The 14,814-nt window shown below is 41.9% G+C and carries 11 protein-coding genes; 6 read left to right on the top strand and 5 right to left on the bottom strand.

Annotation, left to right across the window (positions count from 1 at the left end):
* Positions 1 to 35 precede the first annotated feature (35 nt).
* On the top strand, positions 36 to 221 hold the full coding sequence (locus AC19MV_RS01815) for a YnbE family lipoprotein (RefSeq protein ID WP_498305808.1): 186 nt from the start codon (positions 36 to 38) through the stop codon (positions 219 to 221).
* A 12-nt stretch (positions 222 to 233) separates the two neighbouring features.
* On the top strand, positions 234 to 569 hold the full coding sequence (locus tag AC19MV_RS01810; RefSeq protein WP_498305448.1) for a YdbL family probable chaperone protein: 336 nt from the start codon (positions 234 to 236) through the stop codon (positions 567 to 569).
* A gap of 95 nt (positions 570 to 664) precedes the next feature.
* Here AC19MV_RS01810 and AC19MV_RS01805 read toward each other — a convergent pair whose 3' ends face one another.
* From AC19MV_RS01805 to AC19MV_RS01795, 3 genes are all read right to left on the bottom strand, one after another.
* Positions 665 to 1,054, bottom strand: coding sequence for a hypothetical protein (locus AC19MV_RS01805; RefSeq protein ID WP_498299162.1), 390 nt, complete (start codon positions 1,052 to 1,054; stop codon positions 665 to 667).
* Between the two features lie 400 nt (positions 1,055 to 1,454).
* Complete coding sequence (locus AC19MV_RS01800; RefSeq protein WP_432399636.1) at positions 1,455 to 2,078, bottom strand: 2OG-Fe(II) oxygenase; 624 nt, start codon at positions 2,076 to 2,078, stop codon at positions 1,455 to 1,457.
* Positions 2,079 to 2,282: 204 nt separating this feature from the next.
* Positions 2,283 to 4,019, bottom strand: coding sequence for a SulP family inorganic anion transporter (locus AC19MV_RS01795; protein ID WP_498305807.1), 1,737 nt, complete (start codon positions 4,017 to 4,019; stop codon positions 2,283 to 2,285).
* Between the two features lie 403 nt (positions 4,020 to 4,422).
* Here AC19MV_RS01795 and AC19MV_RS01790 point away from each other — a divergent pair, with 403 nt between their 5' ends.
* The 3 genes from AC19MV_RS01790 to ilvN all read left to right on the top strand — a co-directional run bounded on the left by AC19MV_RS01790 (position 4,423) and on the right by ilvN (position 8,228).
* The gene (locus AC19MV_RS01790; RefSeq protein WP_498305806.1) at positions 4,423 to 5,598 is read left to right on the top strand and encodes a multidrug effflux MFS transporter; all 1,176 of its coding nucleotides are present in this window, start codon (positions 4,423 to 4,425) and stop codon (positions 5,596 to 5,598) included.
* A 417-nt stretch (positions 5,599 to 6,015) separates the two neighbouring features.
* On the top strand, positions 6,016 to 7,734 hold the full coding sequence (locus AC19MV_RS01785; RefSeq protein ID WP_498305446.1) for an acetolactate synthase 3 large subunit: 1,719 nt from the start codon (positions 6,016 to 6,018) through the stop codon (positions 7,732 to 7,734).
* Entirely contained in the window at positions 7,734 to 8,228 is a 495-nt protein-coding gene (gene ilvN / locus AC19MV_RS01780; RefSeq protein ID WP_432399640.1) for an acetolactate synthase small subunit, read from the top strand. The genes AC19MV_RS01785 and ilvN overlap by 1 nt, the downstream gene beginning before the upstream one ends.
* Positions 8,229 to 8,624: 396 nt before the next feature.
* On the opposite strand, the gene AC19MV_RS01775 is transcribed toward ilvN, so the two are convergent.
* Positions 8,625 to 11,546 (bottom strand): TonB-dependent receptor domain-containing protein, encoded by a 2,922-nt coding sequence (locus tag AC19MV_RS01775; RefSeq protein WP_498305444.1) that lies wholly within the window; start codon positions 11,544 to 11,546, stop codon positions 8,625 to 8,627.
* A gap of 418 nt (positions 11,547 to 11,964) precedes the next feature.
* On the opposite strand from AC19MV_RS01775, the gene AC19MV_RS01770 reads away from it, so the two are divergent.
* Positions 11,965 to 14,154, top strand: coding sequence for a winged helix-turn-helix domain-containing protein (locus AC19MV_RS01770; protein WP_498305442.1), 2,190 nt, complete (start codon positions 11,965 to 11,967; stop codon positions 14,152 to 14,154).
* Positions 14,155 to 14,201: 47 nt separating this feature from the next.
* Here the strand turns inward: AC19MV_RS01770 and AC19MV_RS01765 are convergent, their stop codons facing one another.
* Positions 14,202 to 14,810: a class GN sortase gene (locus AC19MV_RS01765; protein ID WP_498305441.1), complete on the bottom strand. Its 609-nt coding sequence runs from the start codon at positions 14,808 to 14,810 to the stop codon at positions 14,202 to 14,204.
* Positions 14,811 to 14,814 lie beyond the last annotated feature (4 nt).

The raw sequence follows: 14,814 nt of genomic DNA, 5'->3' as shown, positions 1-14,814 counted from the left end.
CGCATTAAAAGGAAATACAGGTGAAATACTCGTCGATATACATTGTTAGTATCAGTACCCTGCTAGGCTCATTGTGGCTCTCAGGTTGCACACCCACGGTGAAAATTGAGCCGCCCGACAAACCGATTGTGATTAATCTTAATGTCAAAATCGAACATGAGATTAGGATCAAAGTCGATAAAGAGTTAGACACTTTGATTGAAAATGATGAGTTATTTTAGGCGGAGAACACAATGAAACCTTCATTCGCTATCGTGACACTATTGTGTGCCACCAGCCTGTTATGGTGTTCAAATGTTTTGGCTGCAGTGACCTTACAACAAGCCAAAGTATCGGGTTGGGTTGGAGAGCAAACCAATGGCTATTTAGGCGTGGTGGTGGATAGCCAAGAAACGCAAACATTGGTGTTAGCGGTAAACGAGAAACGTAAGAAGTATTATCTGGTGATTGCAGAGCGTAACCACATAAAACTGGATACGGTTGCTAAGCTTGCTGCACAAAAAGCCATACAAGCAGCTGATACCGGCCATATAATACAAACGCCACAAGGAAAATGGTTAACTAAGTAATGCTTAATTAACGACATATCCACTCGCGGCGTATTCTATTGATGGACTGCACCATCGATACTTTCAGGCAATACCAGTATTACATGGTTGCCGTATTACATTGTTGCCATAGTCCAGTAATCTAAACGTTTTTGTGGATCATCAACTAATGTCTTGCAAGCGTCTTTATACTGAGCCATTAAACCGCCAAGGTTGTTTGAGCCAGCGAGCTTTTTCACTTGGGCTTGTTTAGCTGCAGCCACATCTTTTTCAACTTGCTCTGCCCCGCGATATTTACTGGCAAGCGTTTGCGCATCACTTGCAGAGGTCTTTAGACGTTCGCCTACCGCTTTCATTTGTGGTGCATTCATTGCAGCAATAGCTTCAGAGCTAATTTGGTAATACGCAGCACATTCAATTAATTCATTAGTAAAAGCTTTTTCGGCAGCATCTTCTGCAAACGAAACCGTGCTGAAGCACACAAATGATGAAGCCAAAATCCACATAGCTGGTTTGAACATTCTGTTGTCTTCCTTATATAAAATAGTGTGTTATTTTATCGCCTCGCTCGCCAAGACCTAAATCATCATCTAAAAAAAATGACTACTTACGCGTTTAACATATAAAAAGTCAACGTCGTGAGAGTTTTGCTGCGATTAATAAAATTTGAATTACCACAACATCAGCAGATGGTGAATACGATATATATCACATTATCGTATATCAATAGTGACTAAATTGAAAAGCATCACTGCAGGCACGCAGTTGATTTATTGTAAGAGAACATGGCAACGATGGCGGCTTACAAAAAATAGCAGATTGATATCAATGAAAATAGCGTGTTATAAAACACAGATAATCGTTATCTACATCATTATCTGTGTCTTAATGATAACCCATTAACGATTAAAAGCCGTGGTTAGCGTTACTGACCCTAAACCAACCGGCAATACTCTTACGCGTTTTAAAGGTTGGGCGCACTTCGTGAGGAAATCGCTCACTCAAAAACAGCACTAGCGTACCAATTTGTGGATTCACCACATCGAGTTGTTGGTCAAGCTCGTCATAAATCACCAACTCACCACCGTCGCTTTCTTGCCATTCTGGATTCAAGAAAAATACCGTCGACAAAATTCGATTTTGGCTACCGTGCAATGCATCAACATGTTTTTTATAAAATGCACCAGGCTCGTAAACGGCATAATGGCTTTCAAAATCGAACAGCCCCATAAATAAGCGTCGATTTAAGCCCTCTTTTAGTTGATCCATAATCGACAAGTATTCGCGATCGGTATGATCTTGATTGTCTAACCAACTAATTTTATCCGAGCGAATTTCAGTATTGATTTGTTGCTCAATACCTCGACCTATGGCTGCATCTTTGAAATTAATATCTTGCTCAGCTTGCATTTTTTCAAGCAAGGCTAAGCTTACATAATCAGGAATGATGTCAGATAAAAGAATGTATCCTTTATCGACTAACGCATCTGCGATCACATCCAGCATTGCTTCACTTACTTGCGAAACCATACATGCCACATCCAAACAGAAAGACTACGCTTTTTACTTTACTTAAGGACTCAGAAAGGAAGTTAAGAGTCTGATTTTCGAGGGGGCGTCATTAAAAGGTATGGTTGCCATACCTCAATTATTTAGGGCGATTCTATAGAATAAAACCGCCCTAGACAACACATATTAAAACGCATAAAAATCAATGGCTTAATTCAGCTTCCATTAAATTTGACTGTGAAGTAAAACCGACTGATTGTCTGCTGTATTGTCTTCACTCGTTGTGGGTTCTACGGTGGCAGCCAAATGGCTTTGATGTAGCCTTAATGCCAAATATAAATCTGAGCGTATTGTGATACCGTCGTCACCTGACACCATATCAGTTTGTTCAAACCAACTGATTAACTGCCGTTTTCTGCCCGCTAACACCAAGCTTACGCCGCGTTTACGTAATAATGCCTCAATGTCTGTCAACATGGCCATCACACTCAAATCTAAATGTGTAAAGCACGGCACTGCATCAATAATCACACAATCAACAGGTTCGAGTTGATTCTGACGAGCAAAACGCTCAAGTAACCTGCGTTTAAAGTAAGTTGAATTAAAGTAAGTTAGCGGTGAATTAAACCGATAAATAAACACACCGGGTACTGCCGCCGCTTTATCGCTGCCATCAATACTACGAATAATTCCTTTGGCATCAAGGCCTAACACTTGATCTGTTGGGCGCATCACGGTGCGTAGAAATTGAAATAAACCCAGTAATACTGCAAGCGTGATACCTGGGATAACACCAATAAATAACACCGCAAATAAGGTTGTCAGCGCGAGGTAAAATGCTTGACGATCGCGCAAACGTAACACCCAAATCGCTTTAAAATCGATAAGGTGTATTGATGCTATGACCAACACCACACCTAGTGCTGCGCTGGGGATGTATTCAAGTGGTGCAGTTAGAAATATCGCCACTATCGCAATTAATACCGCGGCAATAATCGACACAAGTTGGGTTTTACCGCCATTAGCATCATTTACGGCAGTGCGAGAATCTGCACCACTGACAGCAAAACCTTGCGATAACGCCGATGCAATATTGGCTAAACCTAAGGCTTTAAATTCTTTGTCTGCATCAATGTCGTAACCGTTTTTAGCGGCAAAACTTCGAGCCGTAAGCATCATGCTAACAAAGCTGACCATCGCTAAGTTCAGTGCAGGCATCACCAGTTCACGCGCGATACCAATATTAAATGCAGGGGTTTGAAATGACGGCAAACCACCCGTCACAGAGCCAATGACCGCGATATCGTACTGGGTAAGCTTAAAGCCCCACACCAACAACGCACCAACGGCAATGGCAAACATGGACGCTGGCCAGGTCGGTTTAATCCGTTTCATCACAAAGTAAACAATCACAGTTAATACTGCCATTAACAATGTAGGCACATGAGTTTGTGACAAGTAGCTTGGTGCCCCGCCTAAACGTTCTAACAGGTATTTTTCATCGAAAGTAAAGCCAAATATTTTTGAGAACTGGCCAACAATAATGGTAATCGCGACCCCGTTAAGCAGGCCCATTAAAATCGGTTTTGATAAAAAATCGGCCAAGACGCCTAACTTAAACCGACTGGCAATTAAACACCAAAAACCGGTCATCACCGTCATGGTCATTACAAGTTGCCAATGCATTAAGCTGTCGCCCGCAGCAAGCGGCGTAACCACCGCGGCAATCACCGCACAGGTGGCGGCATCAGGGCCAACAATAAGTTGTCTTGATGTACCAAACAAGGCGTAAACTAGCATCGGTAATACGCAAGAATACAGCCCAACGGCAGCATTAACCCCAGTTAATTGGGCATAAGCGATAGCCACGGGTAATGCCACTGCAGCAACAGATAACGCGGCGGTAACATCGTCTTTGAGCCAGCTTCTCTCATAGCGAGAAAAGGTCTCTAAACCAGGCATAAACGCATACAATCGACTCAGAAACACAACGACCCCACCACATTGACTTTGATTGTTATCATAGATTTATTTCAAAATAATTACGACATATTCAATCGCGCTAAACAGGTAAATTTTTGTTAACCCAGATAAATTGATAATGCACTACGCAAAACCTTAGCACCTCATGTGCAAAAAAATTGCACATAATCAGACTAATCTAACGCTAAAAAATGAACCCTCGTAGAGTAGACTATGCCAAATTCGCTTACAAATATGACGGCTCTCCCGCCCTAGTTACATGCTAAACTGTTACCTCTTTGCACACTGTTCGTATTTTTCGTTTTTTGCTTTCGAGGTTTTTGTGGTATCGCCAATAAAATCAACGTCATCCTCCATCACCAAAGGCATTCCGAATCTGGCTATGCTGATCCCTATGTTGGCTGCTATTGTGGCGATAACCCCTTTAGCCATCGACATGTATTTACCGGCAATGTCGGTATTGGCACTGGGCTTTGACACCAGTATTACCACGGTGCAACAGTCTTTAAGTATTTATTTAGCAGGTTATGCCTTAGGCATGCTCACTTTTGGCCCATTAGCCGATAAAATTGGCCGCCGACCATTAGTGATTTTTGGTTTATCCGGATTTACGGTTATTAGTTTACTCATTGCCTTAAGTACCAGTATTGAACAATTTTTAATTCTACGATTTGCCCAGGCATTTATTGGTGCAGCAGCCACGGTCGTGGTGCCAGGCTATATAAAAGAAGTGTACGGCGACAATACGGCTAAAGGCATGTCTTATGTCAGTTTAATTATGATGTTGGCCCCTTTGCTTGCTCCAACGCTAGGCAGTCTCATTATGGAGCTAGGCGACTGGCATTTAATCTTTTTAAGTCAAAGTTGTTATGCCATCACCTTGCTAGCACTGGTGCTGTTTAAATTAAAAATGCCCAGTGATAAAGATGCTGATAGCCGCAGTCAAAAATCTTTTCTTCGGGCCTATTACACCGTATTTGCAAGGGATGGCGTCAAGCTCAATATTACCAGTGGCGTATTAACGTCATTTGCCTTTTTTTGCTATCTAACCGCGTCCCCGTTTATCTATATGGAAGTGTTCAATTTAGATAAATCACTGTTTGCGATCCTATTCAGCACTAACGTTGGCGCTCTGATGCTGGCAAACATTGTTAACTCAAGAATTGTCAGTCGCTATGGCTCAAAACGCATGCTGCACGTCTCGACATTTTTTGGCGTGATTGCCGCTTTCGGTTTATTGATGGTTAATCTGCTGGATTTAAGCTACCACTTTACTGTGTTGATGCTCATCCCCTTAATGGGTTCACTTGGGGTGATGTCGGTGAATGCTGATGCCATTGTATTATTAAAATTCAAACAAGAAACCGGTACAGCGACCGCAGTTATTGGTACTCTTCGTTTTGGATTTGGTGCAACCGCAGGGCCTTTACTGGCTTATTTTTACGATGGCAGTGCCGTGCCCTTCTCTGCACTCATGCTTTGTGCCATTTTGCTTGTGGGTGTATGCCAATTTTTACAATCTCGGTTACCTAAAAGCCGTATACAAACCTCTGTCTAATATTCGGCTTTCATAGAGGCTTTTATATAAAGTCGCTTAGACTGATCCTCACATTTTGGCCATCACATCGATGGCCATCATTGTTTCTGTAAGGTGGTAATATCAACGCACCAAAAGAAAATAAGAAAATAAGCCCACAAAACCAACCATCAAAACCGCCAGTAAAAAATCATAAACATGAAATGATTTCAACCTTGAAAAATATTTAACTAAAGAGCTTGCAGTAAAATTTAATTTACATAAGATGGATGTCAGTGACTCATCTGGGTTGCTGAATGAACAAGTCATTGAGTTTAGCTACTGTTAAATTCAATCGTCGAGTTTGAATTACCATTCAAACTTATTTTTTAAAGCGATTACCGTCGTTGTATAACAAGATACTGTTTACCATACGGTAACTTAAAAAGGACTCATTTCATGGAAAAGCTTTCTGGCGCGAGTATGATCGTGCGCTCTTTGATCGATGAAGGCGTAAGCCACATCTTCGGTTATCCCGGTGGTTCAGTTTTAGACATCTATGATTCTCTTCATAAAATTCCCGGCATGGAGCACATTCTTGTGCGCCACGAGCAAGCTGCTGTGCACATGGCTGACGGTTACGCTCGTGCTACAGGTAAAGTCGGGGTCGTACTAGTCACCTCTGGCCCAGGCGCAACTAACGCCATTACCGGCATTGCTACCGCTTACATGGACTCTATTCCACTGGTTGTGTTATCAGGTCAGGTACCGAGTAACCTTATTGGTAATGATGCATTCCAAGAATGCGACATGATTGGTATTTCACGCCCTGTTGTTAAACACAGTTTTTTAGTCAAAGATGCCAAAGATATTCCTGAAATAGTCAAAAAAGCTTTTTTCATTGCATCGACAGGCCGCCCAGGCCCGGTTGTTATCGATATCCCTAAAGACTGTTTAAGCCCAGATATACTTCACGATTACATTTATCCAGACAGCGTTAAAATGCGCTCTTATAACCCGACAACCACAGGTCATAAAGGCCAAATCCGCCGAGGATTACAAGCCTTATTAGCCGCTAAAAAACCTGTGTTATATGTGGGCGGCGGCGCGGTGATATCGGGTTGTGACGCACAAATTCTTAAACTAGCAGAACGCTTAAACATTCCTGTCATCAGTACCTTAATGGGCTTAGGCGCGTTCCCTGGTACTCATAAGCAAAGTTTAGGCATGCTTGGTATGCACGGTCTTTATGAGGCCAACATGGCCATGCATAACACTGATTTAATTTTTGGTATCGGTGTTCGTTTTGACGACAGAACCACCAACAATGTTGATAAATACTGTCCAAACGCCACCATTTTACACATCGATATAGATCCCTCTTCAATCTCTAAAACGGTACGCGTTGATATTCCGATTGTCGGTTCAGCTGATAATATCCTAGACAGTATGCTAGAGCTGTTAGATGAATCGAGCGAAACCAACGATACTGATGCACTTGCCATATGGTGGCGCGAAATTGATATTTGGCGCTCACGTAAAAGCTTAGAATTTGACCGCACAAGTAATCGCATTAAACCGCAACAAGTGATTGAAACACTGTATAAATTAACCAATGGTGATGCCTATGTTGCATCCGATGTCGGTCAACACCAAATGTTTGCCGCCTTATATTACCCATTTGATAAGCCACGTCGTTGGATTAACTCAGGCGGTTTAGGCACCATGGGCTTTGGTTTACCTGCGGCTATGGGCGTTAAGATGGCATTTCCTGATGAAACCGTAGTGTGCGTCACCGGTGACGGTTCGATCCAGATGAACATTCAAGAGCTATCAACTGCATTGCAATATGATACTCCAGTTAAAATCATTAACTTAAACAACCGTTTCCTAGGCATGGTTAAGCAATGGCAAGACATGATTTACTCAGGTCGTCATTCACAATCCTATATGGACTCTGTGCCTAACTTTGCCAAAATTGCTGAAGCGTATGGCCATGTCGGCATGAACATCAATCACCCTGATGAGCTTGAATCAAAACTAGCTGAAGCCTTAGCAATGAAAGACAAGTTAGTGTTTGTCGATATTAGCGTAGACGAAACTGAACACGTTTACCCTATGCTCATCCGCGGCGGCGCGATGAACGAAATGTGGTTAAGCAAAACGGAGAAAAGCTAATGCGTCGTATTATTTCTGTATTACTTGAAAACCAACCAGGCGCATTGTCTCGCGTTGTAGGGCTTTTTTCTCAGCGCGGGTACAACATCGAAAGCTTAACCGTAGCGCCAACGGAAGACACCACGCTATCACGCCTCAACATTACCGTGATTGCCGATGAAACCGTGTTAGAACAAATTGAAAAACAACTGCATAAGCTTATCGATATCTTAAAAGTCGCTAACATCACCGAAGCGGCACACATTGAGCGTGAAATCGCATTAGTCAAAGTGAAAGCACAGGGTGAGCAACGCGAAGAAGTAAAACGTACTGCGGATATTTTCCGGGGTCAAATTGTCGATGTCACGCCCAACTTGTACACCATACAAATGGTGGGAACTAGCGACAAAATCGATGCGTTTATACACGCTTTAGGTGACACCACAAAAGTGATTGAAATATCGCGCTCTGGTGTTGTCGGCTTAGCTCGCGGCGAAAAGTGCATGCGGGCTTAATTAAATCATTGCCATTAAGGCAATAAAAAAGCCTCTAAAAGGTAATGCCGTTCACTTAATGTGAGCGGCATTTTTTCTGGTCTGTGTGACAACACTTCTAACGCCATAATCAATCTCTTATGGTAGTCAATGTCAAGGTTGAATCATATCGAGTTCGGGTACCTAAGAAAGGCATGAGAATTCGGTTAGGCGGTTAATTGAAGTGTGAGTACACGATTCTTAACGTTCCATAAAAAAATCCGATAACAAAAATTATCGGATTTTGGCAAACTGAAAAGATCGGTTAATAGAGCGGTATATTTTTGTAACTCAATTCTTAACTGATCGGCATTACCCTAAAAGGTTTTTTTGTATTCAGGCACTAAGAAAACATTTATTAGCGCCTAAATAATAGGGTTAAAAACGTTGTTTAAACGATGCATATAAGTAACGACCAGGAATACGGTACGAAGGATCGTAACTGTTAGCAAACGCTGAGTAAGCAACTGGAGGCTCTTTATCAAACAAGTTACGTATACCTACTGATACAGTGCTGTCCCATGACGTATTCCAACCCGCTTGCGCATCGAAATACATTGTTGGAGACAATTTATTTTCAGGTGCAGAGACTTCAGTTGCAACGACATCTGTTGTGCCTGGTGTAAAGGCGTAACTCATTGCCATATTGTCTGGGTCGCTACATAAATCACGTAGTTCAGGTTGGCCAACACCCGCTGCAACGGTAATCACGTTTGAGCAACTTTCAATTTGTTTAGATAAGAACTGAGCTGTGACAGATGCGAAGAAATCATCATTACTCCAACCCACAGTTAAGTTTGATTTCAATCTAAACTCACTGCCACCGCCAGATGCACCAGGGCTAAGTTTTCCGACACTGTTACCGCCAGAAATATTGCCGTCAACGTTTACATCTCCACGATCAGGCTGACCAATGTCGCCTGCGTAATCAACATAAGTTGAGTCCCAGTTAATCTGCCAATCGCCCACAGATGTAGTGAAATTATACGTCACATTGAAGTCATACCCTTCGGTTTCATAACCACCAACAAAGTTTTGAGACAATGCCAGTAAGTTAGAAATCTCACCAGGGTTACTGTTTAGTGCGCCCGTGGTATCACGAGTGATCAAATTACAGTATTGAGAGATCCCTTGAATATAACAACGATTAGCAATCGTTTGTGCGGTGTTAGTACCAATCAAGTTTTCAATTTGTACGTTAAACCAGTCTAGTGTTAAGCCAAGCCCTTCGATTTGACTTGGGTTGTACACAACACCAACAATTTTTGATGTAGATGTTTCTGGTTGTAAATCTGGATTACCCCCAATTTTTGAACGGAACTGTGGATCTTTTTGTTCAAACGATGTGCTCACACCCGCAGCTAAACAGTTAGCACGCGTTTGCGCTGAACTGGTATAAGCAACTGATTTAATATCACATGGGTCAGTCGCCGCAGGACGAGAGTCATTTTGACCACTGTATAATTCGGTTAACGATGGCGCACGGAAACCGTCACTGATACTGGCGCGGAACATCACGTCATCAACAGGTGCATAAGTCAGCTTAAAGCTTGGGTTAGTAGTATTACCAAAGTTTGAGTAGTCAGACACACGCACAGCAGCATTTAACTCAACTTTTTTAACATATGGTAAATCAGCGAGTAATGGGATTACCGTTTCAGCAAATGCTTCAGATACCGAGAAACCACCTTCGGTTGGTTGTGATGCGTTATCACCTAACACTTGGTTAGCAACGGTTAAAGGATCGGGCGAGTCGTAACCAGCATGGCGTTGGTATTCAACACCGGCGACAAAAGCTAACATACCGGCAGGTAACTCAACCACATCACCGCCAATACTGCCGCCATAATTGTGCAATGTTTGTGATGCTAAATTACGTGGCGATACTGAAATATAATCTAACATTTCTTGTGTTACCCCATCTGGGCCACCAAAAATGTTTAATGGTACACAAGCTGCGTTGCCGTCACAGGTTGCCACGCCATTGGTAATGCTAGACGCACCTAGGGCTGCTTTTACCTTGTTAGTATCAAAGAAACCATTTTTTAAGAAAACCGAATTCGTTTCAGAGAATGCTGCAAATGCATCCCAATAGAATGAGCGATCGGCTAATTCAAAATCACCTTCTAGACTACCACTGACACGCCATGTATCAACATCAGCTGCAAATGAACGCGGTGCCACGATTGGACGGAATGAACCGCCTTTAATATCTTGGTTAAATGGGTTATAAACAGAATCTTTAGAGATTGCTAATCCCCCCATTGGCTGAGCTGCAAGTTGTGCTTCAGAGGTTCTTTGCGAATACATGACGTCAGATTTAGCCGTAATCGAATCATTGAGTTGATGCGCGGCTTGCAAATATAAACTCGTTGTTTCAGAAGGCTGTTGAATGTAGTTTACCGGAGCAAAGTTATATCCGTCAGTTAAGCGGTCATATAACTTAAAGTCGCCTACGCTAGTACAGTCTTGATTAGCAACACAACCCGTTTTAGATTGATCTAATGTGTATGAACCTTCAACACCGTCCACTGTTGCGGTGTATTGACCGTATGGCGTAGTAGGACTAGCACGGCCACCAGAACCTGAAATATTCGCTGGTAGATTGTAAATAGGTACCGATGAAATATCACGATCACCCCCTAAAATTGATTCTTGCTTGGTATAAGCAACGTTCATCAATATTGAGGTTTTCTCTCCCGCACCGCCAAAAGTAATCGACGCAGTTTCTTGCTCGCCATCACCTTGTTCGTATCCACCCATTGAGCCTGAAAACTCTGCGCCTTCAAAGTCATTACGGGTGATCACGTTTACAACACCACAAATGGCATCGGTACCATAAATGGTTGATGCACCATCTTTTAATACTTCAATGCGTTCAACTGCGGCTAAAGGAATCGTTGAAACGTCAACGTTACCACCAAGTTGTGGGATCCAACGGCGACCATTGATTAACACTAATGTTCTGGCTGAGCCACAGTTACGTAGGCTAACAGTAGCAGCACCACCGGTATTACCATTGTTAGTTTGTAAGCCAAGAGAAGCACCGTTAGTGGCGATTTCTTTTAATAAGTTAGATAAACTGCTTAAACCTGAACGGTCAATATCATCACGGCTAATATTCAATAGTGGTTGCGCCGTTTCTAGGTCGGTACGTTTAATACGAGAACCCGTTACCGCAATACGTTCAACTTTATTGGCGCCTTCTTCTGTTTCTGCAGCATAAACTATGCCTGACGACGCAACAGTTACACCCAGTAATGCCATATTAATCGCTAGCACCATTTGTGTTTTTTTCATCTAATCACTGCTCCCTAAAAGCCATTTCTATTCTAATTGTTTTGTTCCAATCGGTAATGATTGGTTAATGCAGAGCATCTGTTAATGACATGTAACAAACAACAATCGAGAAGTGATTTGTTGGTGATTTGTTAGTGATTATGATGTGATATTAGGTGACTTTTGTTATTAATTTAGTATTATCGCGCCAACTAATATTGCTAAATACTACGAATAAAAAAAAGCGAGCACGAGGCTCGCTTAAAAAATCCAGGTACAACAATAAAGATGGAACAGTTCGATTATTTTGTTTATCCATTGTTGATATATCAAGATTAACAAACTTCTCGAGTGATGAAATGAGCACAAAGTGATTTATTGCTGATATTGTGCCATTTCTCAACGGACTGATACTATAAAAAATAGCAGCGGATTGGATATGCTACTCACACATAAAAACTATAAAATAAGTGCATTAACATTAGATTTTGCAACACAGACCTTAGTATTAAACACTGAACAAATTGTTCAACTAAAGCCTCAATCATTCCAACTGCTGTACTATTTTTGTACAAACAACCATAAAATTGTTAATAGAGAAGAGCTAATTACGCACGTTTGGCAAAATAGAATTGTTAGTGATAATGCAATTAACCGCGCAGTATCTCAACTACGCGCCGTAATTGCACAATTAGATCCAGCCCAAGAATATATCCAAACCTTACCTCGAGCAGGGTATCGTTTATGCGTTGCAGTGACAGCTTTAGATACGATAAATACCTTACCAACATCACACAACCTTGACACAACCAGCGCAGAGTTACCGCTTAATCAAACCAGTACTCCATCGCATATAAAAGTTAAACAAGCCGACAATGACGAGGCCAGTCAACCGGCTAACTTAACGACATACCATCACGCTATAGGCGCAACTCACAAGACGGTGTTACAACAAAAAACTCGACCTAAAGTATGGAGGCTAGCTGTAATGCTGTGCTTTGTCACACTTGTTGTATTGTTACTGTTTAAATCTTCGCCGCTATTATCGAAGGCTGAACCGCGATTAAAAGTCGTCGAAAGTGAAACGGTCACGTATGCACCAGGCGCTGAGTTTGACACAAGCTCGACGCGAGATTGGTTGGTGTACATCAATAAAAATGATGCGGTATTCAATGTTATTGCACGCCACCTAGACAGTGATAAGCAGCATAATATTTATCGTAGTGCCGATACAATAAGACAACCAAAACTATCACCTAACGTTGATTTAATGAGCGTTTTTTTACGTGAAAATGAGGCTTTAGGGCTGCGTAATTGTCAATTAAACATCTATCGATTTCACACCTCAGAGCAACTCAAACAATACTCTTGTGGTATCGCAAATGTAGTCAGCCAACGCTGGAAAACAAATGCTAAAATACAGGTAGTGACAGCAACAGAAGGCCAAGGGATAACTCGCTTCGAAATCGATTTGAACCAACAACATCCCTTACCGGCATTGAGTGTCGCATTTGCTGATGAACGATTACGTTTTATCAGCGTCCAGTTTTCGCCAAATGGACAACAGATTGCTTTATTGAGCCGTAATGCGCTTAACAACCAAACTCACTTACATTTATTTGATGTACCAACCTTAACGATACAAAGGACAGTAATCATGCCTGGTATCAATATTTCTGCAGTGCAATACCTCGATAACGGTGATTTAATGTGGTTATCGGCAGGTAAATTATTTATTACCGACAATGAAGGTAATAAACATACCGAACTCATGTCTGATTTAAATAATATTACCCAACTAAGCAGTATTAATGGTGGGAATGTATTTGTTAGCCATGGATTAACTCGAGCAAATTTAGTTAATGTCGATACTCATGGTAAAGAGACACCCATCGCTTTGTCATCTAAAGATGAATACATGCCCACTTATGCCCATCATTCCGAACAATTTGTGTTTTTCAGTAATCGTACTGGTCGTGACGAAATATGGCTTAGCCAAGCTGACGGTGAGGTTAAAAAACTGCCATTACCTCGACAAGACCTTCAAATTAAACCGTTACAATGGTCGCCAGATGACGCAAAAATAGTCATCTCTACCGTGAATGCGATTTGGGTTTACTCTTTTGCAAATGATAATGTGCAAACGATTGATATTAATCATGCTCATCAAGTACGTTGGTTGAATAATCATCAGCTAGTCATATTAAGTAATACCAACAATCAACAACTGCTTGTTATTGACTTGATTAGCGGTGTTCAAAGCAAAATAAGCCTACCATCAACCATCACTAATTTTGATGTTGTAGATGACGTTATCTATTTTACGCAAAGTAACAGTCAAGACTTCGCTCGCTATAATTTAACGACCCAGCAGCTGGACTTTTTAGGCGTAGAAGCCAATACCAACGTTGGAATGTGGCAAGTAAAACAAAGTGAACTGTATTACGTACCGGTCAGCCAAGAGAAACTGCATATCGAAAAAATGAACCTCAGCACAGGTGACTCGCAACCTATTTATTATTTTAAAATGGCAGACACCCCAGTATTTAGCGTTTCATCAACGGCACACATATTACTGCAACGCCAGGTTCATGATGAAACCGACATTAGTAAAATAAATATTCATTAGCTTGATTAAAAAGCCCAAATCAATCTGATTTGGGCTTTTTTTAGCCTTTACACCAATGGCGTCGCCTCAACGATATAGCGATATTCAGCATTGCCCGCTAACTGATCAAATGGATAACAGGTAATTAAGGTTAGCTTGCTGCTTTCTGTTTGCTCCAGTACTTCCGTTGCGGTTTCGTGTACCACTTGCGTGGCGGTAATTTGGTACACCTGTAACTTTCCCGTTGCGCTGTAAAGTTCAATCATGTCGCCAACATTAACATATTGTAAGCGCATAAAATGGCTGTCGCGGTGTCCGGCAATAATCATATTGCCCTGCTCGCCAACACCTGCCCCAGCTAACATCAAGCTTGGCCCGAAGGCGAGATTTCTGCCTGAAGCCCCAGCAAGCACATATAAATCCTGGCCAAGTGGTTGCACCCCTTGTGCATTGTGTTGCAATAAGCGCATTTTGGCGACCGGGTGCGTGTCGGCCCATGACCAGGGCTTATGGGGCTGATTATCCACCAGCGTTTGTTCAAATGCGCGCTCAATTAAAAACTGGGCAAAATGGGCTTTAGCTTGCATATATCCTCCTTGAAGAATGAGCCCAAGGCCCACCAGTATTATCAGCGCCATAACCCAAAAATGTGTTTTGGCGTGTAGAGATGACTTCATTCTT

The sequence above is a fragment of the Shewanella sp. MF05913 genome, from assembly GCF_059758095.1.
The sequence above is the reverse complement of the archived record's forward strand: the minus strand, read 5'-3'. Positions and strand labels throughout refer to the sequence as shown.